Raw genomic sequence first — 23,723 nt, forward strand, 5'->3', positions numbered from 1 at the left:
GAGGCCCTGCCTTCATGCCCGCAGCCGGCCACGGTCACCCGATCGAGACTCCCGTTCGACGCCCACCCCTCACGATCGGAACGACAACAGCTACTAAGAGGTCATCTCATTTGGGTGACTCGGTATCCTGTGAGTCATGGTGGGGATCGTTGAGCGTCTGGTGCCCGACGAGTTGTGGGCGTTGTTTCAGCGGGTGGTGCCTGAGGCGCCGTCGCGGCCTCAGGGTGGTGGCCGGCGTCGACATGGTGACCGGGAGGTGCTGGCCGCGATCGTCTTCGTGGCCACGTCGGGTTGTACCTGGCAGCAGCTGCCTTCGGCATCGTTCGGCCCGTCCGGAGCGACCGCGCACCGGAGGTTCTCGGAGTGGTCGAAGGCCAGGGTGTGGGCCAAGCTCCACCGCCTGGTCCTCGACGAACTGGGTGCCCGCGGCGAGCTGGACTGGTCGCGGTGCGCTATCGACTCGGTGGACATGCGGGCCCTGAAAAGGGGGACCTGACAGGTCCGAATCCTGTCGACAGGGGCAAGTACGGCTCGAAGATCCACCTGATCACGGAACGGTCGGGTCTGCCCATATCCATCGGCATTTCCGGAGCCAACCTGCACGACAGCCAGGCCCTGATCCCGCTCGTGAAGGGCATCCCGCCGATCCGGTCGCGCCGTGGCCGACGACGGCGCAAGCCCGGCAAACTCCACGCCGACAAGGGCTACGACTACGCCCACCTGCGGCGATGGTTACGCGAACGCAGCATCACCCACCGCATCGCCCGCAAGGGAGTCGAGTCCTCACAACGGCTGGGCCGCCACCGCTGGACCGTCGAACGCACCATGGCCTGGCTCGCCGGATGCCGCCGCCTCCACCGCCGCTACGAACTCAAAGCCGACCACTTCCTAGCCTTCACCAGCATCGCCTGCACCCTCATCTGCTACCGCAGACTCGCCAAATGAGATGACTTCTTAGCCGAAGGGCCCTAGACGTCCGCGCGTCAGGGACGGGAGGAGACTTTGGGACGCGTCAGCTTCCCGAGGACAGTCGGTGGTGTCTGCGGTGCCGTCCGGAGTTCTGGTGGGCGGCCCAGGGTGAGGTCAGGGGTGAGGCTTTCGGCACCGGATTGCGAGGTCAGGCCGCTGCCCAGGCAGTCCAGAAGGTTCAGGGAGGGATAGGTGATGACGTGGAGGACGGTGTATCCGGCGAACTGTCCGCCGGTGACCGTGCCCGCGCCCGTGACGACGGTCTGGCCGAGGGGCCGGGTGACGGCGAAGGTCTCGGCGGTGGTGCTGCTCGGCCCGCTGTTCCAGTCGGTGTTCGACCCCGAGGTGACAGGACTCCCGCCCAGGCAACTGGTGCTGACCGTGTAGCCGAAGGAGTAGCTTGCCTGGGGTCACCGAGCCACCGCCCAGGCAGGAGAGCTCGCCTTCTGCGGAGACGTCGGTGGCCCGGGCGGTCAAGGTCAGACCCGGATCGTAGGTCTGGGTGGTGGGGCCGGTGCAGGTGGAACCTGTACGCGACGACGGGCACGCCAGCCGGTGCACCGAAACCCACACGGCCCGGCCCCGGCCGCCCGCCCTGCGCGAAGAACAGGCGGCCCGCCACCCGCTACGACGTCGGGCGGGTCCTCGCCACCGGCGAGTCCTATACCCAACCCGGACACCCACAAGAAGGGGACGAAGCCCCGGCGAACTGGATGAACAGCAAGAACGGCAGACTGGGGCCCATGGACTCAGGACTTGCCGCGCTGCTGGGCGCCGCCGTCGGCTCCGCCACCACACTCGGGGCCGCAATCGTCAACGGCCGTGCTCAGGCACGGTCCCAGCACGCGCAATGGAGTCGCCAGCATCGCCGCGACGCATACGCCAGCTACCTCAGCGCTCTCCACGACCGTGACATCGCCATGGACGCCGTCCTTGGCGCCCTGCGTTCAGACCAACCCGACCTGCCCGACATCGACGAGAAGATAGGCCGCTTCATCACCCTGGCCCGAGAGGTCCACCGAGCCTGCGAAATCGTCATCCTCGAAGGGCCGGCACCCCTCGCGGCAGTCGCGGAACGCGTCACCGTCGCCTCCGGCAACCTCTCACAGGTCATGCGACGGATGGCCGAGAACGCCCACGCGGGAAACACCACCCACAAGGCCGAAGACATTGCACTTGCCGCCGAACGAGAGCGGAACCTCTACGAAGCCGTCAAGGACTTCCGCCTCGCGGCCCGCAGCACTATCGGCAAAACCAACTGATCCAAGGACTCCGAGCCCCGGCCCCCTGACCGTTGGGAGATTGAGGCGTTGTTCAGCCTGAAACGCTAAACGTCAAGCTATGGGTTGTCCCGTAACTGCTGGTCGTCACTGGGGAGCGACGCGCAGGTCTCGGATGTACCAGTCAAACCGTGTGCCGTCCTTGCTGTACGGCTGCCTGCCGGGGGTGAATCCTGCCCGCCGCGCGACTGCGGCGGATGCGGGATTCTCTGGGTCCACCTGGATCACGGCCTCCTCTCCGCCCTCCGTCGTCGCGTACTGGGACGCCAGGAGGACCGCGCGGGTAGCCAGGCCGCGGCCCCTCCAGGACGAATAGAGGCCGTAGGCGACGTTCACCTGGCCGGGGGCCAAGCCCTCTCCTGCGAACCGCAAGTCGATCGTCCCTGCGAGTGCCTCGTCAGCGGCGTCGCCCACTCGGATGCCGAAAGCACGGAGAGGCCCGGCCGTGTCCCACTGTTCGCGGCAGTGTCGGAAGTATGCTTCAACGCCCTCGCGCGTGCTGGGGCCGCCGTTGAGCCAGCGAACAAGCAGCTCGTCCTCCCCCGTGAGATGCGCCTCCACATCGTCCAGGCGCAGCGGCGAGAGAGTGATGATCCCGTCGGACAGCTTCACTTCATGCATCCGCCGATTCTTGACGCCGAAGCTGCTCCGCACCATCGGATTGCATGGGACGTCATCCGGGGCTACCCCGCCACAGGAGATGATCTTGATGTGGTTGGTGTGATTACGGCGTCGGAGCCGTCTTGGATAGCTCCGTTCACCGGGCTCAGCCCGCGCGCCTGGGTCTGATGCAGCGTTGGGTGACAGGTTCAGTAACGCGGCCTGGAGGGCCGGTGTGGTCATGACGGTCTCGTATTCGACGGGGGTCAGCCGGCCGAGTCCGGCTTGTCGGCGGCGTCGGTGGTAGGTCCGCTGATCCAGGTCACGATCGCGATGTGCAGTTCCTCGCGGGTGGCCCAGGTGCGACGGTCGAGGACGTTCTTCTGCAGCAGGCTGAAGAGGGACTCCATGGCCGCGTTGTCGCCGGCCGCTCCGACTCTTCCTATCGAGCCGGCCATCTGGTGGCGGCCGAGGGCCCGGACATATTTCCGGGAGCGAAATTGCGATCCGCGGTCGCTGTGCAGAATGCACCCGGCAACGTCCTGCCGCCGGGCGACGGCATTGTCCAGGGCAGTCACGGCCAGCCGGGACTTCATCCGCGCGTCGATGGAGTAGCCCACGATCCGGTTGCTGAAGACGTCCTTGACCGCGCAGAGATACAGCTTGCCCTCGCCGGTGGCGTGTTCGGTGATGTCGGTGAGCCACAGCCGGTTCGGGCCGGTCGCGGTGAAGACGCGGTTCACCAGGTCGTCGTGGACCGGAGGGCCCGCCTTCTTGGCCCGGCCGCACTTCTTGCCGAACACGCTCCACCACTGATTGTCCCGGCAGATCCGCCACGCGGTCCGGTCGGCCATGCCGGCACCGGCGTCGCGGGCCTCGTCGGCCAGGAAGCGGTAGCCGAACTCCGGGTCGTCGCAGTGTGCGGCGAATAGCGCGTGCGCGCGATGCGCCTCCTCGAACTCGGCTGCGGTCACCGGGTCATCGAACCAGCGGTAGTAAGGCTGTCTGGCGAGCTTCAGCACCCGGCACGCGACCGCGACGGGCACCCCGTCGCCGGCCAGCTCCTTCACGAGCGGGTAGATCCTTTTCCCGGCAGGTTCGCCTGCGACAGATACGCCGCCGCCCGCCGCAGGACCTCGTTCTCCTGCTCCAGCAGCTTGACCCTCCGGCGTGCTTCCCGTAGTTCCACGCTCTCCTGACTGGTCGTCCCGGGCTTCGTGCCGTCGTCGATGTCCGCGCGGCGCATCCACTTCCACAGCGTCATCGCGTGGACGCCGAAGTCGGCGGCCACCTGCTCGACGGTGACGCCCGGGCCGCGGTTCCTCGCAACCCGCACGACGTCCTCGCGGAACTCCTGGGGATAGGGCTTGGGCACAGCGACATCCTTCCCACCTGCCATACAAGGCGAGCCAGTTCAGATGTCACCCGTTCGTGCGGCAGACCCCCTTCGGGACGCTGGTGACGGTGCTGCGGCGCGAGGGTGCGCATGCGGCCGGCAAGGGCCAGCCGTGGAGCCTTCCGCTGGAGGACCGGGCCTTGCTGATAGCGGCGTACTGGCGCATGAAGCTGAGCATGCGGCAGCTCGCCCCGCTGTTCGGGGTGTCCAAGTCGGCGGCGGACCGCATCATCGACCGTTTCGGGCCGATGCCTTCGGCAGCAACCTGATCCAGACCGGAACCGACTCCTACCGCCTCGCCATAACCCAGGCCGGAGCCGTCGCCCAGGACTCCAGTAACCGTTGACGGTATGTCATGGTCGCCGTTGGGCCAGCCAGAGTCAGGGCCAGATGTGCTTCAGAGTGAATTCAGGCGTCGCATATGGTCCGGCCTGAGGCGCCGAGGGATCGGCAGGACCCTCGGCGTCGGTCACGCGCGAGGCATACGCCTCGGCGTTGTCGACAGGTGTGTAGGCCAGCACTGACTCGTGAGGGAGTTCCCAGAACCTTCGGGAGTTGGCAGATAACGCATACACCGTGGCAAAGCGGGTGGTCTGCGGGGCGGTAAGTGCCGCCCGAATATAGCCAACAGTGTCACGCGGGCTGAGCCAGGTCGCCAGGTGCCGAGGTTCTGTGGGCGCTTCCTCGAAGCTGCCGATACGCAGGCATATGACCGAGAGGCCGAACTTATCCGCATACAGCTGGCCCAGGGCCTCAACGGCTACCTTGCTCACCCCATACAGGCCGTCAGGCCGCGCAGGATCCAGCGGACGTGTGCAATGCGCCGTGGGATAGAACCCCGTGATGCGATTACTGCTGGCCAGCACCACACGTCTGCTTCCCACACGCCTCGCTGCTTCCAGCACATGGTGGGTGCCCAGCACATTCGCCTGCAGGAGATCAGCAAGAGGCGCCTCATCTGGCACCCCGCCCAGGTGAAGCACCGAATCCACACCGGTCAGCGCCGACTCCACAGCTGCCGCATCCCGCAGGTCGACGATGTGTACCTCTTCCGTTTCCGTCTCTGCTCGGAGCGGAACACGGTCCAGGAGGACCAGCCGATCCGCATCGCCTCGCAAAGCCACCCGGACCACAGACCCGATGTTGCCTGCCGCACCGGTGACCGCCACCGTTCCCAGACCCACTACGCCCCCACAGGCTCGACAATGCCCCGATTCTGCCAGCCACCACGTCCGTTCCTGCCCCTGTGCGGCGCCCGGAGTGGTGTCAGTTCTCGGTTCTGGCACAGATCTTGGGGAGTCGCGCAGCGTTACCTCGCTGTTCGATTGCGAGAAGACTTGTCGCGCGAGACCGCGTACGCCCTGTCGTCCACCATCGGAAGTGACGCTCCCTCAGGTGTCCGTCGGCCGCTGCCGCGGTCAGTTGTTGACCGTGATGGTGCTGGTCATGCAGACCGATGCACCGTTCTGGGACTCGCTGGTGTTCGACGGGATCGACGAGGTGGACGTCGAGGCGGTTACGGCCGCATTCGGCAATGTCGAGGTGATGGCGAGAGGCCGCGCAGTGGGGGCGGCATGTCCGGACTGTGGCCGCTTCTCGGACCGAGTCCACGACCGCTATCAGCGCAGGCTGAAAGACCTTCCGCTCGCTGAACAGGGCTTCGTGATCCGGTTGACGGTCCGGCGTTTCATCTGCGGAGTGGCGGACTGTCCCCGCCGGACGTTCGCCGAGCCCTTCTCCCGGCTCGCCGCCCCCCACGCACGGCTCACCACCCGGCTTAGTACTCCAGCAGCGGTTCGTGTCCTGAGCTGGCGTTTGTCGTTGTCCTGGTATGGAAGGGATGACTGAAGTCGGTTGCTGGGCTGCCGAGTTGGAGTCGGTTTTCGCGCCGGTGGCGGGTAGGTTCGCTCGGGCGGATCTGCGGTGGCGGATGCGGGACTATGTCCGTGGTCTGCTGGGGCGGGCGACACGCAAGAATGGCTGGCAGCTCGCGGAATGGGCGGGTCACCGCACGCCGGACGGATTCCAGCGGCTGTTGAACAGCAGTGTCTGGGACGCGGACGCCCTGCGTGACGATGTCCGTGATTACGTGGCCGAGCGGCTCGGCCCGGGTGGCGTGCTGATTCTCGATGACACCGGGTTCGTCAAGAAGGGCACCACGTCGGCCGGGGTCGGCAGGCAGTACACCGGCACCTCGGGGAAGATCGACAACTGCCAGATCGGTGTGTTCGCCGCCTATGTGACCGGTTCGGGTCGAGCTCTGGTGGACCGGGAGCTGTATCTACCGAAGTCCTGGACCTCCGACCGTGGCCGCTGCCGGGCGGCGAAGATCCCCGACGAGCGGGGCTTCGCGACCAAGGGGGAGCTGGCCAGAGACATCGTGCGCCGCTGTCTGGCCGCGGGTCTACCGGCTGCCTGGGTGACCGCGGATGAGGCGTACGGGCAGGACTGGAACTTCCGCCGCCTGCTCGAACAGCTTGGTCTTGGTTACGTGGTAGCGGTGCCCAAGTCCCAGCAGATCAAGTCCCTGGCCGGGATTTGGCGCATCGACGAGCTCATTGCCGAAGCCCCCGCCGATGCCTGGCAGCAGCTGTCCTGCGGCGACGGGGCGAAGGGCCCACGTGTCTATCACTGGGCCGCTGCGAAACTGCCCGCCAACATCATCTTCGATCCGGATCCGCCAACCCATCACCGCTGGGTGCTGGCCCGCCGCAGTCTCTCCGACCCCGGTGAGATCGCCTACTACCTCGCTCACGCGCCCGTCGGCATCGAGATCGACCAACTCGCCCGGATCGCCGGCAGCCGGTGGGCGATCGAGGAATGCTTCCAGGCCGCGAAGAACGAATGTGGCCTGGACGAGTACGAAGTCCGCCGCTACCCCGGCTGGTACCGGCACATCACCCTCGCCATGCTCGCCCACGCCGTCCTGACCGCACTCGCCGCCCAGGCCGCGGTCGAGGCCGTAAAAGGGGCTGCAGAAACGGATCAGCCCTCGTCCCGCTCACCGTGGCAGAGACCCGGCGGCTCCTGGACACTCTCCTGCCTCATCCCCGAGCCGGCCACGATCCCGTCACCCACGCACTGAACTGGTCCGCCTGGAGAAGACGCCGCCAGGCCATCGCCCGCCACTGTCACTACCGAAAACGCAGCTCAGGACACGAACCGCTGCTGGAGTACTAAGAAGTCATCTCGATAGGCGGTGGGCTCGTCGAAGTGCCCTGCCGATTGGGGTGCAAGGTGCAGGTGCGACGATGCGGGCATGCGTGAGTTGAGTCAGCTGATCGACGTTGAGGAACCGGCCTGGCCGGAACTCAGGCAGTCACTCAGTGCCGGGCCCGTGGCCGTCGAAGTGCTTCCTGCCGACAGCGACCTGGGTAGAGCGTCACTTCTCCAGTTGCAGGTCACGGCCAGGTCGTACCTGGGCGCGGTGGTACTGCACTGCGGCGGTCTGCTCGTGGACGACGGATGGTTGCGCGTCTTTGGCAGCCCAGTGGAAGGGGCGGCGCCTGGGGTGCCGGGCCTGGCTCGGGTCAATCAGTTCCCGGGAGTGTTCGACTCCGATTGGCGAGCGGATACGGGCCTAGTGGTGGGACAGGATGTGCTGGGCGGGGTCTTCGCTCTCAACGGCGGAGCTCCCGCCAGCGCTGGCCGCCCCGGAGCCCCGGGAGAGATGGTCTACTTCGCTGCGGATTCGCTTCGCTGGGAGGCTCTGGACGTCGGCCACTCAGCGTGGATGGCCTGGCTGGTGTCCGGGGCGCTTGATGAGTTCTACGCGGATCTTCGCTGGCCCGGCTGGCAGGAAGAGGTCCGCGCACTGAACAGCGATCAGGGCTTGTCGCTGTTTCCGCCGTTGTGGTCTGCCGAGGCGCGCCAAGATCTCTCCGCGGCCAGTCGTCGCGCCGTGCCCATGAGGGAGCTGCTCAGTGTCGCCCGGGACTCATGCCGACAGTTTGATGGGGTTGATCCGGGCTTTCTTGGCGCCGTGTGAACCGGTCAGCCGGTCCAGCCGGCGGTAGCAGATCAGGGCGGCGGCGATCCCGGCGAAGGCCAGGAAGTGTTCCGCCTTGCGTTCGTAGCGACGATGCAGGCGGCGGCAGCCGGCCAGCCATGCCACCGTTCGCTCGACGGTCCACCGATGGCGACCCAGCCGCTGGGAGGACTCGATGCCCCTGCGGGCGATGCGCGGGGTGATGTTCCGAGCGCGGAGCCACCTGCGGAGGTGGTCGTAGTCGTAGCCCTTGTCGCCGTGGAGCTTGGCGGGCCGCCGCCGACGGGGGCCGCGCCGGGATCGGATCGGCGGGATGCCCCGCACCAGAGGCTCCAGGCCCTGACTGTCGTGGGTGTTGGCGGCGGAGATACCGATAGACAGGGGCAGACCGGTCCGCTCGGTGAGCAAATGGATTTTTGATCCCTTCTTACCGCGATCTACGGGATTCGGACCTGTCAGGTCCCCTATCGAAAGGGAAGGCCGGGCACGTGCCCGCGGGCCCTCTTCCTTCGTCCATGTCGTACCGAAGGGGCCTGGTACAGGTTCTGCTTGCCCTGAGCCGATACAGGTTCAGGGCAGGGGGAGGACGGGCATCGTGAATGCCGAAACTGGCCCGCCCCCCGCCCGCCCGTCCTGCGGACAGCTGAACAGCGTCTTCAATAACGCCTCAGGTCGGCAGCGCACGAGGCCGTTGTCCGACGACCGTGCAGTTGGCCAGGCCCACGGTGAAGTGGACGCGCGAGGCTTCGCGGGAGAATCCGTCGACCCCCGGCCGCACGGGTGAGTGCGGACGGGGGCCTGGGGAGGCTGGTTGGTTCAGCTCTTTTTGAAGACGGTGACGGCGAGACTGCCTGCGGTGTTACCGGTGGCGCTGACAGCACCGTTGGTGTCGAGGACCTTCTTCCAGGTGCCGGAAGGAAGGTTCACGGCGTAGGTGCTGTTGGTGGGGTTGTAGACGACGACGGTGTCATGGCTGGTCGGGGCGCTCGCGTTGGAGCTGATCGTCGAGATGACGACGGAGCCGTCGGTGGTGGTGCTCATCTGGTTCTTGACGGCGTCCCAGGTGTTGAGGCGCAGGGCGGGGGTGGATTTGCGCAGGGCGATGGCGTCCTTGTAGTAGGCGAAGGTGGCGGCGTTGGCTGCCTTCTCGCCCCATTGGATCGCGTTGACGTTGTCGCCGGATTCGTAGGAGTTCTTCGCGGCCTCGTAGTCGCCGTTGACGGCCTTGGAGTGGAGGAACTCATCGCCTTCGTGGAGGAAGGGGATGCCCTGGGAGGTGAAGATCATGCCGGTGCCGAAGCGGTCCATCTGGCCGGCCTTGCCTGCGGCGCCTCCGGTGACTCCGGAGTAGGTGATCTTGTCCCAGAGGTTGAGGTCGTCGTGGGCGGAGACGTAGTTGATGGTCTGCTCGGGGTCGTAGGCGAACGCCGGGCTCCAGGGGTCCGCCAAGGGGCTGGTGCTCTTGACGGCGAGGGGGGAGCCTCGCATGCCGAGAGCGATGGAGGAGGCGTTGGAGGCGGCGCCGCCCATGTAGCCGAGGATCTGGTCTCGGGTACCGCCCTTGATTGCGTCGCGGTAGGTGCCGTTGAAGACGCCCACGTGGCCACCGGCCAGGGCCGGTGTTGTGCCGTAGCGGACCTTCTCGGCCTGCAGCGGATCGTCGACCCCTCCACTCCACGGCTCACCGTGGATCTGGAGGGTGCGGTCGGGGAAGGTGGTGTTGAGGTACTTGGCCCACTGGTCGACGTTCTTGTACTGGTGGACGCCGATCAGGTCGAAGCGGTAGCCGTCGATGTTGTAGTTCTTGACCCAGTACTCGAGGGAGTCGAAGATCATGCGGCTGACCATCGGGTTGCCGTCGTCGATGGAGTTCCCGACACCGGAGAGCTGTTCCTGGTGGTAGTACTTTCCGGTGATGTTCTGGAGGGCGTCCTTGCTGGCGGTGTGGTTGTAGACGACGTCCATGATCACGCGGATGCCGTTCTCGTGGAACGCGTTGACCATGTCCTTGAACTCACGCACCCGGTCCTCCGGGGCGGTGAACTGCGAGAACTGCTCTTCGGGCACGTTGTAGTTCAGGGGGTCGTAGCCCCAGTTGGGCACCGTGCTGTTGAAGTCGAACGACGGCATCAGCTGGACGTCGGTGACACCCAGCTCCTTGAGATGGTCGATGCCGGTCTTCACGCCGTTGTACGTGGTTCCGGTCTGCGTGAGGCCCGCGAACTTGCCGCGCTTGGCGCTGTCCACACCGGAGCTGGCGTCGATCGTGAAGTTGCGGACACTCATCTCGTAGATGACCGCGTCCTCCCGCTTGGCCAGCGGCGGGGTGGGCGCCCAGCCGCCGGTGGGCTGGATTGCTTCGGCATCCATGACGATGCCTTCGGTAGTTCCGGGCTTGACCATGCGGGCGTACGGATCGCGGACGGTGCTGTTGCCGACGCGGAACTGGTAGGGCTGGTCCTTCAGGTTGCCGGTCACCACGGCCTGGTAGACGTCGGTGTAGCCACTGACGTCCGCAGGTCTCATGGTGTGAGTCTGACCGCCGACGGTGACGCTCACCTCGGACTTGTCGGGTGACCAGATCCGGAAGGTGGTCTGGGTGGGCGTGTAGAGGGCGCCGAGGGTGCCGTCGAGGGGAGGGCCGGGAGGCTCCTCGGTCTGGACGCTCAGGGCGTGGGTGGTGCTGTTGTATCGGAAGTCGACGTCCGATCCTGATTCCGGGACGGTAAAACTGATGTCGGACCCGGTGGGGCTGCCGCCCTGGCCGTAGCTCTCGTCCCAGGCCAGGCCGAGTGCCGCCTTCACCGTGTACGTGCCAGCCGGGATGGCTTGCGTGGACCAGGTGTAGGTGCCGTCGCCGTCGATGTCCTGGAGCCAGGACTTCAGACAGTTGGGAGCCCAGTCGGCGCTGCATCCGATCTCCGACTGGAAGGAGCCTCCGGCAGTGACGAACTTGCTGTTGACGTCATCGGTGATCCAGTGCGTAACCGGGTCGTACAAGAAGGTGACGGTGCGGCCGCCGGCCGGGATCTGCAGTGGGATGTCGGCACCGTAGTACTGCGCCTTCGCGCCGTAGTTCTCCGCCCATGACTTGTTGAGGGCCGCCTTGTAGGCGTACGAGCCGGCGGGCAGGGTGACCGTCTTGGACCAGACGCCGGACCCGTCGGTCCGTGCGGTGAGCTGCGCCTGGCTGCAGTCGGTGGACCAGTCGCCGCTGCAGCCGATCTCGCTGTTGAAGGAGCCGGCGACGGACACGGCCGTGGGGGCGGCAGCGAATGCCGGGGTTGCGAGGGCGGGAGAGAGGCCGAGCCCGAGTGCGGTGGTCGCCAGGGCAGCGGCCGAGGCTCTTGCGGAACGGCGCCAGGCGCGTTTGCGGGTGCGGTGCAAGGGGTGCCTCCGAGGGTGGAGCTCGCCCGTGGCCGCCCTTCGAGGCGGAGAACGTGCGAGGCAGGGTGGCGCTGAAGGTTTGCAGCGCCTTCACCGGGCCGCGGCTCAGGCCCGGCAGGAACATGTGTTTCGGGTGGCTCCGCAGCTGGCCAGATTGCGTTAACCAGTTGCTAACTCAAGTTAATAATGGGTTAGTTGGAATGCGTCAAGAGATCGCGCAGCAATCCGTCCACGAGGTTTTCCGGCATGTGCGCAGCGCTCGGCTCGACAGCACTGCCCGGCCGCCTCCTCCCCACCGCGACTCCTGGATACCGGCCTCGGAGCGTCCGGGTTCGGGCATGGCTGAGTGGGGCAGCGGCACGCCGCTGCCCCACTTGGGGCCTGGTTCTGTCGGGACTACCGCTGGACGAACACGGCGACGGTGCGGGCGGGGACGGTGAACGTGCCGCTGGCCGGGGTGAACACCGACTGCTTCACCGTCGCGTCGGTGCCGTCCTTCTGTATGGGGTGCAGGGTTTGTGCCGTTGTGGCCAGTGGCTTCACCTGTTGCTGCTGCGTGGTGTCTGTTGCGTTGTAGATGACGGTGACGGACCTGTAGGTGCCCAGACCGTGACCGTCGAGGTGCTGAGTGATGACACCGGGGATCTCTGTAGCGGTGCCGGAGAGCGGGAAGGAGAGCCTCCGCTGGATCTCCTTGGCGGTCCCGAGGGAGAACAAGGGTGTCGACCGCTTGATCTCCAGGAACTGGCGGTACTGCGCGCCGGTGGCATTGATCTCGCGGCAGCCCGGCAGCAGATCAGGGTTGGCGAGCAGCGGGGCGGCCAGGGGCCACTGTGCGCTGTTGGATTCGGCGAGCGGGAGCCCGCGGCCGAAGCCGTTGCCCTTGCGGCAGTCCCACTGGATGGCGTTGAACCAGTCTCCGCTGTCGTAGGAGTTGTGGTCCAGGGACTTGGAGCGCAGCAGGTCGGTACCGCCTTGGGCCATTGACGGGCTCTGGGAGAGGGTGGTGGTGGCCAGGGCGAGGGCCTGGGCGCGTGCGCGGTCGTCCGGGGCGGTGTCGGTGGGCAGTTTGTAGGCGAAGGCGTCGTACAGGGTGTGGTTGTCGTGGGCTTCGACGTAGTTGACGGCTTCGGCTGGGCTCGCGGTGTAGCCGGCGGGGTTTCCGTTGTAGTCGATGCGTGCGCCGGGGCGGCGGGTCCCGTCGCTGGTGGTGAAGGTGTAATCGGCGAGGTTGCCCGCGAGGCCCAGCTTCACGAGGTCCATGTCGTTGAGGAGTTGGGCTCGTTGCTGCTGGGGGGTTCCGTTGACGTCGGCGCCGTTGGGATCGGTGAACAGGCCGCTGCCGAAGCCCTGACGTCGCGGGTCGGCTTCGGATATCCCGCCACCGCGGACGCCGTCGCGCAGACGGTCGTTGAAGGTGCCGATACCGGTGCCGGCCATGTTCCTCTGGGTGGCCTGCTCGAAGCGGGCATCGCCTTGGACGATGCCGTAGTCCCAGCCCTCGCCGTAGAGGGAGGCGTGCTTGCCGTCGACGCCGTCGCGGCGCAGCGTCAGTCGTGCCAGCGAGGACTTGACGTCGAGCATGGTCTGCTTGGGGTCGAGGCCCATGAGGTCGAAGCGGAAGCCGTCGATGCGGTACTGCTTGGCCCAGGTGGTGACCGAGTCGACGACCAGCTTGTTCATCATCGCGTACTCCGGCGCGGTGTCGGCGCAGCAGCTGTCGCGGGTGACGGCGCCGGTGGTGTCCAGGCGGTGGTAGTAGCCGGGGACGATCTTGTCGAGGACGGAGCTGGGGTCCTGGCCCGCGGCGGCGGTGTGGTTGTAGACGACGTCCATGACCACGCGCAGTCCAGCCTTGTGCAGGACCTGGACCATCTGCCGGAACTGGACGATGCGGTCACTTCCGTCCGGCCGGGTGGCGTAGGCGCCCTCGGGGACGGTGAAGTGCAGGGGGTTGTAGCCCCAGTTGTAGGCGTCGCGGGCCTGGGTGGCGGCCACGCATTCCTGCTGCGCGGGTGAGTCGGGGGCCATGGAGGGGAGGTCGCAGGCGGGACTTGTCTGGTCGGCGCGGGCTTCTGCCGTGCCGGCGAAGTCGAAGGCGGGCAGGAGCTGCACGGTGGTGACGCCGGAGTTGACCAGGTCCTTGATGTGCTTCATGCCGCCGGACCTGGGGTCGGTGAAGGCCAGGTAGGTGCCGCGTTCGTCGTCGGGCAGGTTGTCGTCGGCGACGGAGAAGTCCCGGATGTGGATTTCCTGGATCTGTTCCCTTGCCGGTTCCTTCGCTTGGGGCGAGCGAGTATGAGCCCAGCCTTGTGGCGCGGTGGAGTGGTCGGCGAGGTCCACGATCTGGCTGCGCTGGGAATTGGCCGACAGGGACAGGGAGTAGGGGTCGGTGACCTGGTTGGTGACGACCTTCTGGGCGGTTGGGGCCCAGACTCTTACCTGGTAGCGGTAGTACTTGCCGCTCCAGGACCGGTCTCCGCGCACGCTCCAGACACCTGATTCACGGTCGGGGTGCAGAGCGACGAGCCGAGGGGTGGTGTCGGTCGCAGTGTCGTACAGCTCGACGCTGACGCTGGTGGCGGTGGGCGCCCACAGAGACAGGGTAGGCCCGCTCCCGTGGAAGACCGGTCCGAGTCGGGCCTTGCCCGCCTTCTTCGCGTACAGGGCGTCGAGGACGCCTTGGGTCTGCAGGCCGGTGGCGGTGGTGAGCTCGCCGCCTGCGTCGAGGGCGGCGACGGCTGTCTGCCCCTTGAGGAGATCGCGTGCCCTGGCGGCCCACGCGGCCGGAATCCGCAGAGCGCCGAGCTTGGCCAGGTGCGGGTAGGCGGCCTTGGTGTGCTCGGGCAGGCCGCGGGGGTCGTAGGTCAGGGGGATGACGGTGCCGCCGGTGATGCCGGTGCCGCCCGCGGCCAGGCCTCCGCCGGGTGCGGCGGCGAGCTGGTAAGTGCGGGTGGCGGGGGCGTCACCGAGGTCCCAGGCGATGAGGTCGGGGGCTAGCCAGTACGCGGAGCGGGGGGCGAGGCTGGGCTTGGCCGGGCCGCGGTAGACGTCCAGAACCTTCGAGGACGTGCTGTAACTGAAGGTCGTGGGGTCGCCGTCGGCAGCTACGGTGAACGAGGTGGCATCGCCATGCGCCGTCGCCGGCAGGCCGATGGCAGGGCGGGCCCGGTAGGCGCCGGCGGGCAGGGCCGTGGTGGTGAACGTGGCGATGCCGTCACCGTCGGGGTCGGTGAGCCACGAGGCAAGGCAGTCGGTGGCCTCGTCCGGCCCACAGCCGAGTTCGCTCTGGAAGTCGCCGATGGCGGTGACCAGGGCGGTGCTGAGGGTGTCGGTAACCCAGTGGGTCACCGGGTCGTAGACGAAGGTGACGTCAGCGCCGCCGGCCGGCACGGTCAGAGGGACGTTGGCACCGCCCGGGGTGGCGTTGAGTCCGTAGTTCACCGCCCAGCTCTTGTCGAGGGCGGCCTTGTAGGAGTACGTGCCGGCGGTGAGGTGAGCCGTCAGTGACCATGCGCCGTCGGGGTGTTGCCGTAGCTGCGCCTGGTCGCAGTCGGGCGCCCAGTCCCCGGCGCAGCCGAGCTGGTGGTCGAAGTCGGAGGCGATGGCGACGGCCGCGGGCTGGGTGGGGACGTCTTCCGCGGCGGAGGCGGGGACGCCGGCAGCCGCCGTGATGATCAGGGCGAGGGCGGCGGCGCGTGCGGTGTGTCTGTGTCTGGGCAGGGACGGGGGGCGTTGTTGCATCGGGCACCTCATTGTGTCGGTGAGCGGATACAGCTCCGGCCGGGCCCCGATTGCACTGCGGGGGCCGGCCGGTGATCGAGAGGGTCGGTGGGGGCGTCAGCCGGTGGTCCACCAGGCCGTGGTGTCGGCGGGCAGAACGGCGTGGTCGGGAGTGAGCGATATGTCGCCGCTGGCCAGCAGCAGGTGGCCGGGCGGGGGCAGCGTGACGGGTGCACCGGTCAGGTTGACGGTGCAGGTGAAGGTGGGACCGCCTTCGAGGGATCGTTCGAAGACGAGGACGTCGGCAGCGCTGGTGCGCCAGTGGAGGTTGTCGGTGGCGCCGAGGGCCGGGTGGGCGCTGCGCACGGACAGGGCGCTGCGGTACATCTCGAGAGTGGAGTCGGCTTGGCCGGTCTGGGATTCCACGCTGAGCGAGGCCCAGTCGGCAGGCTGGGGCAGCCAGCTTCCGCCAGTTCCGAACCCGTAGGAGGGGCCGTTGCTGGTCCAGGGGATCGGCACGCGGCAGCCGTCGCGGAAGCCGTCCTGGCCGGCTGCCCGGAAGTATGCGGGGTCCTGGCGTGCTTCGTCGGGGAGGTCGGTGACGTCGGGCAGACCGAGTTCCTCGCCCTGGTAGATGTAGGCGGATCCGGGCAGTGCGAGCATCAGCAGGGTCGCGGCGCGGGCGCGCCGCAACCCGAGGAGGGGGTCACCAGGTGTGCGGATCTGGGTGCCGAGGCCGGGCGGGTTCGCGAAGCGGGTGGTGTGGCGGGTGACGTCGTGGTTGGACAGGACCCAGGTCGCGGGTGCGCCGACCGGGCGCATGGCGTCCAGGGTGTCGTCGATGACCGAGCGCAGGGCGTCTGCCTGCCACGAGGTGGCGAGGTACTGGAAGTTGAATGCCTGGTGCAGTTCGTCGGGGCGCACGTAGTTGGCGGTGCGCGCCAGGGTGGGGGCCCAGGCTTCGGCGACGCCGATGCGCTCGCCGTCGTACTCCTGGAGGATGGTGTGCCAGCTCCGGTAGATGTCGTGGACCCCGTCCTGGTCGAAGCTCGGGGTGGCGTTGTTCCCGAGCAGTTTGGTCTGCTCCAGGCTGCCGAGGTCGGGCAGGCCGGCGGCTTTGACCATGCCGTGGGCGACGTCGATGCGGAACCCGTCGACGCCGAGGTCGAGCCAGAACCTGAGGATGGAGGCGAATTCGTCCCTGACGGCCGGGTGGTCCCAGTTGAAGTCCGGCTGCTCAGGGGCGAAGAGGTGGAGGTACCACTGGCCGGGCGTTCCATCGGGGTTCTTCGTGCGGGTCCACGCCGGTCCGCCGAAGATCGATTCCCAGTCGTTGGGGGGTACTTCGCCGTGTTCGCCCTTGCCGTCGCGGAAGTGGAAGCGTTCCCGGTGCCGGGAGCCTGGTCCTTCGCTCAGGGCGCGCTGGAACCAGTCGTGCTGGTCCGAGCAGTGGTTGGGGACGAGGTCGACGATGATGCGCAGCCCGTGGTGGTGGGCGTCCGCTATCAGGGCAACCGCGTCGTCGAGAGTGCCGAACATGGGGTCGACGACCCGGTAGTCGGCCACGTCGTAGCCGGCGTCTGCCTGTGGGGAGGAGTAGAAGGGGGACAGCCACACGGCGTCCACGCCCAGGTCGCGCAGGTAGGGCAGGCGGCTGCGGATACCGGGCAGATCACCCATGCCGTCGCCGTTGGCATCGGCGAAGCTGCGCGGGTACACCTGGTAGATCACCGCCTCGCGCCACCAGTCGGCTGTACGAGCGGGGAGTGCGGGCGTCTCGACGGTGTCGGGAGACTCGGTCATGAGGACAGTCCTCCGGGCAGCGGCGCAGGACGCGCCGGCATGGATTGCGGTACGTGTAGGAGGCGAGCTGCGGGCGGTCTAACTCTTGGTGCCGCCGGCGGTGAGTCCGGCCACCAGGTGCCTCTGCGCGATGTAGAACACGGCTCCGGCCGGGATCGCGATGAGGACCGACGTGGCCGCCAGGTAGTTCCACTGGGAGTTGAACTGGCTGATGTAGGTCTGCAGACCGACGGCGAGCGTGTAGCGCTCCTCGGTGAGCATGAACTTCGACGCGAACGCCACCTCGCCCCAGGCGGTGATGAAGGAGTAGAAGGCGGCGACCGCGAGACCGGGCCGGGCCAGCGGCAGGATGAGCCGCCAGAACGTGCCGAAGGGGTTGAGCCCGTCGATACGGCCGGCTTCGTCGATGTCGACCGGGATGGTGTCGAAGTATCCCTTGAGCAGCCAGGCACAGTAGGGAACCGCAGTGGAGCAGTAGATCACGATCAGGCCACCGTAGGTGTCGAGCAGGCCCAGCCCTCCCATGATCCTGTAGAGGGGGACCATGAGAACTGCGACGGGGAACATCTGGGTCAGCAGGAAGGTGTACATCAGCGAGCCCCGGCCCAGGAACTTCATGCGGGACACAGCGTAGGCGGCGCTGGCGGCGATCAGGACACCGATGAGCATGGTGCCGAAGGCGACGATCAGGGAGTTCGTCATCCAGGTGCCGAAGCCGGTGTGCTGCAGCACGTAGGTGTAGTTGTCGAGAGTGATGTGGTCCAGGATGCGGGAGGGGTGCTGGTAGTCGTTCTTGTCCGGACCCAGCGAGATGTAGAAGATCCACAGGATCGGGAAGACCGCGACGAAGGCGCAGACGGACAGTCCGGCGTGCAGGCCGGCGGAGGCGGAGCGGCGGCGCCTGCCGAGCGGCCGGGGCGGTCGGGAGGCAGGCGTGTCGCCACCAAGGGCGCTGGGCACCTGCGGGGGGCTCACGGTGGTCATGCGAGGACTCCCTGGTCGTTGCGCTTGAGCCAGCGTCGGTACACGCTCGTGAAGACCACGAGCAGGGACAGGCAGAGAATGCCGACGGTCGCCGAGCGCGCGTAGTCCTGGGGCTGCTGGCTGAAGAAGAGCCGGTAGGCGTAGGTGACGAGGATCTGCACGCTGTCGCTGTTCCCGCCGAACAGCAGGAAGATCACGTTGAACTGGTTGAACGTCCAGATGACGCCGAGCAGGATGACGGTGCTGCTGACCGGGCGCAGCCCCGGCAGGGTGACGTGGACGAAACGCTGCCACGGTGTGGCGCCGTCCATTTCCGCGGCCTCGTACTGCTCCCGGGGGATGGACTGCAGACCGCCGAGCATCGAGATCATCATGAACGGCACACCGCACCAGATGTTGACACCGATCGCGGCCGCTTTCTGTGCCAGCGGATCGCTCAGCCAGGACGGGCCGGACATGCCGACCGCGCTCAGGGCCTGGTTGACCACACCGTCGTCGGCGAGGATCAGCCGCCAGGCGAAGATCGTGACGAATGACGGCACCGCCCAGGGCAGGATCAGCAGCATCCGGTAGGGGCCGCGGCCGCGCATGTTGCGGTTGAGTGTCACGGCGAGCACGAGGCCGAGGGCGTAGGTCAGTGCGACGCAGGCGACGGTCCAGATGACCGTCCAGGTGAAGTGGGGCCAGAACTGGTTGTTCGGCCCGGTCAGCACGTCGGCGTAGTTTTTGAGCCCGACCCAGGAGAACGAGTCGGGGATCTCGTTGACGCCGATGGTGCGGCCGACGTTCTGGCTCGTGGCGTCGGTGAAGGTCAGGTAGATGCCCTGGATCAGGGGGTAGGCGACGACGGCTCCCAGGACCAGGACTACGGGAACGCACATGGCCCAGGCGTACCAGTGCTGGTCGTAGGAGCGTGTCAGGCGTTTCAGCGGGCCAGGTCCGGGCTTTCGGCCGTGGCGGTGTGTGCGGGCGGGCGTGCTCCCGGCTGCGGTGGTCATCGTGCACCTCGGTGTGACAGGAGGGATCGACAGCGTGTGCGGGCTGGCCGCCCCGCTCTGGCGGGGCGGCCAGCCGCGGTCACGAGGTGCTGTAGTCGGGCAGGAGCCTCTTGGCCTCGGTGGCGGCCTTGTCCAGCCCGCTCTTCGTGCCCTCCTGACCGGAGACGATCTTGATGAGTTGCGTCTCCAGGGGGGTGTACAGCGAGGAGTACTCCGGCAGCTGCTGGCGTGCCACACCGTCCGGGAGCAGCTTCTGGTATCCGGCGATGCCGGGGTTCTTCACCACGTCGGCGGTGTACGCGTCCGAGCGGGTCGGCAGCGTGCCGTTGGCGAGGGCCGTCTTCTCCTGCGAAGCGGCGGAGGTCATGAAGACGATGAACTTCTGGGACGCCTTCTGGTGGGCCGCGTCGGATCCGGCGTAGGCGACGAGGTTGTGCCCACCCAGCGGCGCCCCCTGGTCGGCACTCCCCTTGGGAACCGGCGCGATGCCCAGGTTGGCCTTGTCCTTGAACGCCGAGCCCTTGAAGACGTTGGCGTTCTCCCACGGGCCCTGGATGATCGCGGCGACCTTGCCGCTGTTGAAGGCGTCCATGATGTTCGCGTAGGCGTTGCTGGTCGTGTCGAGCTTGCGCGCGCCCGGGGCCGCCAGGACGCCCTTGAGGATGTCGATGCCCTTAACGGCGGCCGGCGAGTTCAGGGTGACCTTCTTGCTGCCCACCTCGACCATGTCCGTGCCCTCACCGAACAGGAACGGCATGGCGTAGTAGCCCTGCGGGTTGAAGGCGAACCCGTCGGCTCCCGCCTTCTCCTTGATCTTCGCCATGTCGGCCTCGAGCTCGTCCCACGTGGCGGGCGCCTTCGTGATGCCGGCCTTGGCGAACAGCTGCTTGTTGTACATCAGGCCGAGCGTGTCGGTGACCTGGGGAATGCCGTACAGCTTGTCCTCGTACTTGGCCTGCTCGATCAGGTTGGGCTCGAACTTGTCCGACTCGGCCGCGGCCGGGGTGCCGTCGAGCGGCGCGAGGTACCCGGACTTGGCGAAACCCGGGGTCCAGCCGACGTCGGCGCGCAGGACGTCGGGGGCGCCCTTGCTTCCGGCAGCGGTCTGGAACTTGGTCTGCGCGTCGCCGAAGGGGACGTTGACGTACTTCACCCTGATGTCGGCGTTGGCCTTCTCGAAGTCCTTGATCAGCGACTTGAAGGTTCCGGCCTCGTTGGTCGCGTCCGAGGTGTCCCACCAGGTGATGGTCACAGGGCCGGAGCTGTCGGAGCCGGAGTCGGAGGTGCCGCTGGAGCAGGCACTCGCTGAGATGGTCAAAGCCGCTACGACGACGGCTGCCGCAATACCACGGCGCATGGGAACTCCTCGGTGGAAGAACTGATCCGAAACGGCGAGCCCGGTGCTTTCGCCGGCAGCGGGACGGAACCGGCGAAAGCAAGCAAACTTGCACCTCTCGCGCAAACGGTATGCCGAGCGGCCGGGTCGCGGATGGCTCCCCGGACGGGCGGCTGGTCCGCCACCTGTCCGGATCGAGCCTCGCGAGCTCTGTGATGTCGCAGACGTTAGCAGGTTATTAACAGCAGTTAGTTAACGGTTCCGTAACGCGCAATTCTTATCGGACGAGGGCGTCTTGTGGGGCAACTGCACCGCCCTGGGCGGCGCAGAGGCACGCCGGGGCACCACGTGCGCAGCCCTCTGCGGCCGGATCGGTCGGCTGCAGAGGGCTGCGGGGAATCAGGTGGGCGCGAGCTGTCAGCGCGAAGGAGTACCGAGGCGCGCGGTGGAGTCCCGGACGATCAGATGCGTCCCCAGGAGCTGATGGGGATGCTGATCCTCCCCCCGTATCGCCGAGAAGAGCAGATCAGCCGCAGTACGGCCCTTGGTGGTGATGGCCTGGCGCACCGTGGTCAGACGAGGACGCATCCACGACGACTCCGGCAGGTCGTCATAGCCGGTGACGCTCACATCGCCAGGCACCGACAGGTTCAGGTCATGCAGAGCATCAAGAGCACCGAAGGCCAGAATGTCGGACATGGCCACGATCGCGGTCGGCGGGTCCTGCGCCATGATCTTCCTCGTGGCGCGGAAGCCGTCCATACGCGTCACCGGCACCTCCACCAACGAGATGTCGTCAATCCGCAGACCAACGGTCTCCAGCGCGCTCTCCATGCCCGCCATCCGGCGCGCGAGCGGCCCCCGGTAGCCTCGCTCGGCAACCTCGGGGCCAGGATCCAGGGACAACACGGCGATCCGCCGATGCCCGAGATCCAGCACATGACGCATGGCCTCGAAGGCGCCGGCCTCATCATCGACATCCACGCTCGAAACATCCTCGCGCGGACTGCTGTCCACCAGCACAAAGGGGATGCCGCGCCGCTTGAGCTCGGCCACCTCACCGCGATCGTGCTCCAGCCCGCACACGATGAACCCGTCCACCGCCGCGTACGGAATGGCCTTGAGCATCGAGTCCCTGAGCGGGGGCGTCAGCAGCATCGTGTAGCCCTGCTCGTCACAGACCTGGCCCACGCCCGTGAGGAACCGGGCGTAGTAAGGGTTCTCCATGACTCGCGCCAGGTTCTGCGGCAGAAGTACCCCCAGTGATTGGGACTGCCCGGCCTTCAGCATCCGCGCCAGGGTGTTGGGAGCGTAGTTCAGCTCCGTGGCAGCGGCGAGAATCCGGTCTCTGGTCGCCGCGGACAGCTTCTCCGGACTGTTGAAGGCGAACGAAACGGCCGACCGCGACACCCCAGCCGCCTTGGCGACATCGTTGGCCGTGGGCCGCGACCGTGCGGCGCCCCCGACCTTCCCTGGCGATGTCGCTGACATATCAGCCCCCGTATCCCTAAATGATTAGTAACGCGTGACGCCTTCTACTGGCAGCCTACCGCCGGCCGCCCGCCCAGGAGCGGACGAAGTCGCTCCCCCCATCTGCGCCTCGCACATTTACCCACCATTAACTTGAGTTAGCAACTTCCAACAATCCGGCCTGGCACGTTCCGGCCATACCCCGCTCTGACATCTTGAGCCCTTCCGCGAGACAGGCCTCCGGCCACTCACTCAGAGAGCCCGGCCCGCGAGGCCATGCCCAAATTGCCCCATCTCTTCCCTTGACACCGTTGGTATCAGTTTATTAACTGGATTTACCTGTTTGTGTTAGCCAGTCGTTGCGCCGCAGCTTCGCGCCAACGACGCACCCGCACAGCACCCGAAATGGGCCAGCGCAATGACGATCTCCATGGAGCCCGTGCCCTCCCCCTGGCACCAGCCCTCTACGGACAACTGCAGCACTCACCTGCCACTCAGCGGCTGTCTGCGCGGCGCAGCGGCCGCCCGCCGCCATGTCGCTGAGGCACTCGGTGACTGGGACGTGGCAGAGCCCGTAATCGAGGGCGCGCTGCTGGTGACCTCCGAGCTCGTCACCAATGCCGAGCGCCATACGCCTGACGGACCCATCGAGCTGTGGGTCGCCCTGCAGGGCACTAGCGTGCTTGTCGCAGTGCGCGATGGCCGTCGAACCCCCCTCCCTCCGCCTCGGACGGCCGCCGACGACGAGGAAGACGGTCGCGGTCTGCAGATCATCCGCGCTTTGGCGGACAGCTTCGGATGCAGTCCCGCCCACGCCGGCAAGATCGTATGGGCCTGGATCACAGGCTGAAGTGCGAGGCGCCTGGGCCGAGTGAACACCCTCCGCACCCAGCGAGAGTCTTCAGTCGGCGCGGACAGCCGGTCTCCCGCCTCGCCCTCCGACCTTCACGCTAAGTAGCCATCAAATGCGATGCACACCAGGCATCCAGGTGTTGCAATCTGGGCTGTGTCGTCGTGTCCCCGGTCGTGGTGCAGCTGATCACGGCCCGTCGCTTCCGCTGTTTGCCCGGCCGCAACGTGCCGCAGCCAGCTGTCGTACGATCACCGCTGGCCCCGGCCAGCCCGGCGAGCCTCAACAGGGCTTACAGCGAGGGCGAGCGGGCCGCGACCTGGGGATTCCGTCAGCTTATCGTCTACAACACTTGGCGGGACGCCATCCTGGGGGCGGTCGGCGGCTCGATCAGGTCCACCCGTATCCGCCGCAGCAGTTCGGCCCGCACCTGTTCCTCGGGCCGTTTGGCGTGGTGTTCGCTCTTGCCGACGTCCAGGCCGAGTGAGGCGTCGATGTCGCTGGTGTCGATCACGTGCAGGGCCCCTCCATCACGCGTTCGTCCGGCCTTGCCTCGGCACCGAGCTGCCACACCCAGGTTACGGAGAGCTCTTCCGGCCCGGGTGAAGCCGGTGCTCAAGCCCCTCATCAGCGGTCCGTCGATGCCTCCGGGCCCGGTGACACCAACCCCCGGATCATCAACCGCAACAAGGGGGAAGTCATGCCGGGCCCGAAGGCCGGTAGCCCCATTGCGGAGCTACGAAAAGGACATCCGATGGGGTTAGTAGGTCAAGCCGCGATCTTTTTCGAGGTCTCCTGGACCGGGTAACGGGTAGCAGTCCGCCGGCTTCATCCCCCATTACTGAGTAGCTGTTGTCGTTCCGATCGTGAGGGGTGGGCGTCGAACGGGAGTCTCGATCGGGTGACCGTGGCCGGCTGCGGGCATGAAGGCAGGGCCTC

General features: G+C 67.0%; 18 protein-coding genes and 2 pseudogenes. 8 read left to right on the forward strand and 12 right to left on the reverse strand.

The genetic code is table 11. The features are described 5' to 3' along the window. Nucleotides 1-136: 136 nt before the first annotated feature. From ABTX18_RS35450 to ABTX18_RS35465, 3 genes are all read left to right on the forward strand, one after another. Nucleotides 137-945, forward strand: a protein-coding gene (locus ABTX18_RS35450; RefSeq protein WP_503061264.1) for an IS5 family transposase whose coding sequence is annotated in 2 segments (ribosomal slippage) — nt 137-485 and nt 485-945 — 810 coding nt in all. Because the reading frame shifts where the segments join, the coding sequence is not laid out codon by codon here. A gap of 219 nt (nt 946-1,164) precedes the next feature. After that, nucleotides 1,165-1,356: a hypothetical protein gene (locus ABTX18_RS35455; protein WP_352126936.1), complete on the forward strand. Its 192-nt coding sequence runs from the start codon at nt 1,165-1,167 to the stop codon at nt 1,354-1,356. Nucleotides 1,357-1,712: 356 nt separating this feature from the next. Next, nucleotides 1,713-2,231 (forward strand): proline dehydrogenase, encoded by a 519-nt coding sequence (locus tag ABTX18_RS35465; protein ID WP_352126920.1) that lies wholly within the window; start codon nt 1,713-1,715, stop codon nt 2,229-2,231. A 105-nt stretch (nt 2,232-2,336) separates the two neighbouring features. On the opposite strand, the gene ABTX18_RS35470 is transcribed toward ABTX18_RS35465, so the two are convergent. Beyond that, on the reverse strand, nt 2,337-2,960 hold the full coding sequence (locus ABTX18_RS35470) for a GNAT family N-acetyltransferase (protein ID WP_352126934.1): 624 nt from the start codon (nt 2,958-2,960) through the stop codon (nt 2,337-2,339). A gap of 105 nt (nt 2,961-3,065) precedes the next feature. Next, a pseudogene (locus ABTX18_RS35475) lies at nt 3,066-4,224 on the reverse strand (IS3 family transposase); the annotation flags it as partial. A 17-nt stretch (nt 4,225-4,241) separates the two neighbouring features. Between ABTX18_RS35475 and ABTX18_RS35480 the strand changes: the two are divergent. After that, nucleotides 4,242-4,496, forward strand: a pseudogene (locus ABTX18_RS35480) (helix-turn-helix domain-containing protein); the annotation flags it as partial. A 129-nt stretch (nt 4,497-4,625) separates the two neighbouring features. On the opposite strand, the gene ABTX18_RS35485 reads toward ABTX18_RS35480, so the two are convergent. Further along, nucleotides 4,626-5,429, reverse strand: a complete 804-nt coding sequence (locus tag ABTX18_RS35485) for an NAD-dependent epimerase/dehydratase family protein (RefSeq protein ID WP_352126921.1) — start codon at nt 5,427-5,429, stop codon at nt 4,626-4,628. Nucleotides 5,430-5,640: 211 nt separating this feature from the next. Between ABTX18_RS35485 and ABTX18_RS35490 the strand changes: the two genes are divergently transcribed. From ABTX18_RS35490 to ABTX18_RS35500, 3 genes are all read left to right on the forward strand, one after another. Next, on the forward strand, nt 5,641-6,093 hold the full coding sequence (locus tag ABTX18_RS35490; RefSeq protein WP_352126922.1) for a transposase family protein: 453 nt from the start codon (nt 5,641-5,643) through the stop codon (nt 6,091-6,093). Continuing rightward, nucleotides 6,077-7,330, forward strand: coding sequence for an IS701 family transposase (locus tag ABTX18_RS35495; RefSeq protein WP_503061265.1), 1,254 nt, complete (start codon nt 6,077-6,079; stop codon nt 7,328-7,330). Before ABTX18_RS35490 ends, ABTX18_RS35495 begins: the two co-directional genes overlap by 17 nt. A 174-nt stretch (nt 7,331-7,504) precedes the next feature. Then, nucleotides 7,505-8,233: a DUF2625 domain-containing protein gene (locus tag ABTX18_RS35500; RefSeq protein ID WP_352126924.1), complete on the forward strand. Its 729-nt coding sequence runs from the start codon at nt 7,505-7,507 to the stop codon at nt 8,231-8,233. On the opposite strand, the gene ABTX18_RS35505 is transcribed toward ABTX18_RS35500, so the two are convergent. The 8 genes from ABTX18_RS35505 to ABTX18_RS35540 form a co-directional block, all read right to left on the reverse strand. Next, a complete protein-coding gene (locus ABTX18_RS35505; RefSeq protein ID WP_352126935.1) occupies nt 8,183-8,797 on the reverse strand; it encodes an IS5 family transposase in 615 nt (204 codons plus the stop codon). The genes ABTX18_RS35500 and ABTX18_RS35505 overlap by 51 nt on opposite strands. 252 nt (nt 8,798-9,049) lie before the next feature. Then, nucleotides 9,050-11,620: a pullulanase X25 domain-containing protein gene (locus tag ABTX18_RS35510; protein WP_352126925.1), complete on the reverse strand. Its 2,571-nt coding sequence runs from the start codon at nt 11,618-11,620 to the stop codon at nt 9,050-9,052. A 396-nt stretch (nt 11,621-12,016) separates the two neighbouring features. Then, entirely contained in the window at nt 12,017-15,364 is a 3,348-nt protein-coding gene (pulA, locus tag ABTX18_RS35515; RefSeq protein ID WP_352126926.1) for a pullulanase-type alpha-1,6-glucosidase, read from the reverse strand. A gap of 96 nt (nt 15,365-15,460) precedes the next feature. Continuing rightward, nucleotides 15,461-17,146 carry a glycoside hydrolase family 13 protein gene (locus tag ABTX18_RS35520; RefSeq protein WP_352126927.1) on the reverse strand — a complete coding sequence of 562 codons (1,686 nt, stop codon included), beginning with the start codon at nt 17,144-17,146 and terminating at the stop codon, nt 15,461-15,463. A gap of 78 nt (nt 17,147-17,224) precedes the next feature. Next, the gene (locus ABTX18_RS35525; RefSeq protein WP_352126928.1) at nt 17,225-18,130 is read right to left on the reverse strand and encodes a sugar ABC transporter permease; all 906 of its coding nucleotides are present in this window, start codon (nt 18,128-18,130) and stop codon (nt 17,225-17,227) included. After that, on the reverse strand, nt 18,127-19,128 hold the full coding sequence (locus ABTX18_RS35530) for a carbohydrate ABC transporter permease (protein WP_352126929.1): 1,002 nt from the start codon (nt 19,126-19,128) through the stop codon (nt 18,127-18,129). The genes ABTX18_RS35525 and ABTX18_RS35530 overlap by 4 nt, the downstream gene beginning before the upstream one ends. A 79-nt stretch (nt 19,129-19,207) precedes the next feature. Continuing rightward, a complete protein-coding gene (locus tag ABTX18_RS35535; RefSeq protein ID WP_352126930.1) occupies nt 19,208-20,485 on the reverse strand; it encodes an extracellular solute-binding protein in 1,278 nt (425 codons plus the stop codon). A 396-nt stretch (nt 20,486-20,881) separates the two neighbouring features. Continuing rightward, nucleotides 20,882-21,955: a LacI family DNA-binding transcriptional regulator gene (locus ABTX18_RS35540; protein ID WP_352126931.1), complete on the reverse strand. Its 1,074-nt coding sequence runs from the start codon at nt 21,953-21,955 to the stop codon at nt 20,882-20,884. Between the two features lie 397 nt (nt 21,956-22,352). On the opposite strand from ABTX18_RS35540, the gene ABTX18_RS35545 reads away from it, so the two are divergent. Then, nucleotides 22,353-22,784, forward strand: a complete 432-nt coding sequence (locus ABTX18_RS35545) for an ATP-binding protein (RefSeq protein ID WP_352126932.1) — start codon at nt 22,353-22,355, stop codon at nt 22,782-22,784. A gap of 343 nt (nt 22,785-23,127) precedes the next feature. Here ABTX18_RS35545 and ABTX18_RS35550 read toward each other — a convergent pair whose 3' ends face one another. Continuing rightward, the gene (locus ABTX18_RS35550) at nt 23,128-23,298 is read right to left on the reverse strand and encodes a hypothetical protein (RefSeq protein ID WP_352126933.1); all 171 of its coding nucleotides are present in this window, start codon (nt 23,296-23,298) and stop codon (nt 23,128-23,130) included. Nucleotides 23,299-23,723 lie beyond the last annotated feature (425 nt).

The sequence above is a fragment of the Streptomyces sp. NPDC096323 genome, assembly GCF_040302845.1.
GTDB lineage: Bacteria > Actinomycetota > Actinomycetes > Streptomycetales > Streptomycetaceae > Streptomyces.

Excerpts from the sequence above, each read along its gene's own strand:
- ABTX18_RS35495 (WP_503061265.1), top strand. The coding sequence starts at position 6,077 with ATGGAAGGGATGACTGAAGTCGGTTGCTGGGCTGCCGAGTTGGAGTCG.
- ABTX18_RS35525 (WP_352126928.1), bottom strand. The coding sequence starts at position 18,130 with ATGACCACCGTGAGCCCCCCGCAGGTGCCCAGCGCCCTTGGTGGCGAC.
- ABTX18_RS35540 (WP_352126931.1), bottom strand. The coding sequence starts at position 21,955 with ATGTCAGCGACATCGCCAGGGAAGGTCGGGGGCGCCGCACGGTCGCGG.
- ABTX18_RS35535 (WP_352126930.1), bottom strand. The coding sequence starts at position 20,485 with ATGCGCCGTGGTATTGCGGCAGCCGTCGTCGTAGCGGCTTTGACCATC.
- ABTX18_RS35455 (WP_352126936.1), top strand. The coding sequence starts at position 1,165 with ATGACGTGGAGGACGGTGTATCCGGCGAACTGTCCGCCGGTGACCGTG.
- pulA (WP_352126926.1), bottom strand. The coding sequence starts at position 15,364 with ATGCAACAACGCCCCCCGTCCCTGCCCAGACACAGACACACCGCACGC.
- ABTX18_RS35520 (WP_352126927.1), bottom strand. The coding sequence starts at position 17,146 with ATGACCGAGTCTCCCGACACCGTCGAGACGCCCGCACTCCCCGCTCGT.
- ABTX18_RS35465 (WP_352126920.1), top strand. The coding sequence starts at position 1,713 with ATGGACTCAGGACTTGCCGCGCTGCTGGGCGCCGCCGTCGGCTCCGCC.
- ABTX18_RS35545 (WP_352126932.1), top strand. The coding sequence starts at position 22,353 with ATGACGATCTCCATGGAGCCCGTGCCCTCCCCCTGGCACCAGCCCTCT.
- ABTX18_RS35500 (WP_352126924.1), top strand. The coding sequence starts at position 7,505 with ATGCGTGAGTTGAGTCAGCTGATCGACGTTGAGGAACCGGCCTGGCCG.
- ABTX18_RS35530 (WP_352126929.1), bottom strand. The coding sequence starts at position 19,128 with ATGACCACCGCAGCCGGGAGCACGCCCGCCCGCACACACCGCCACGGC.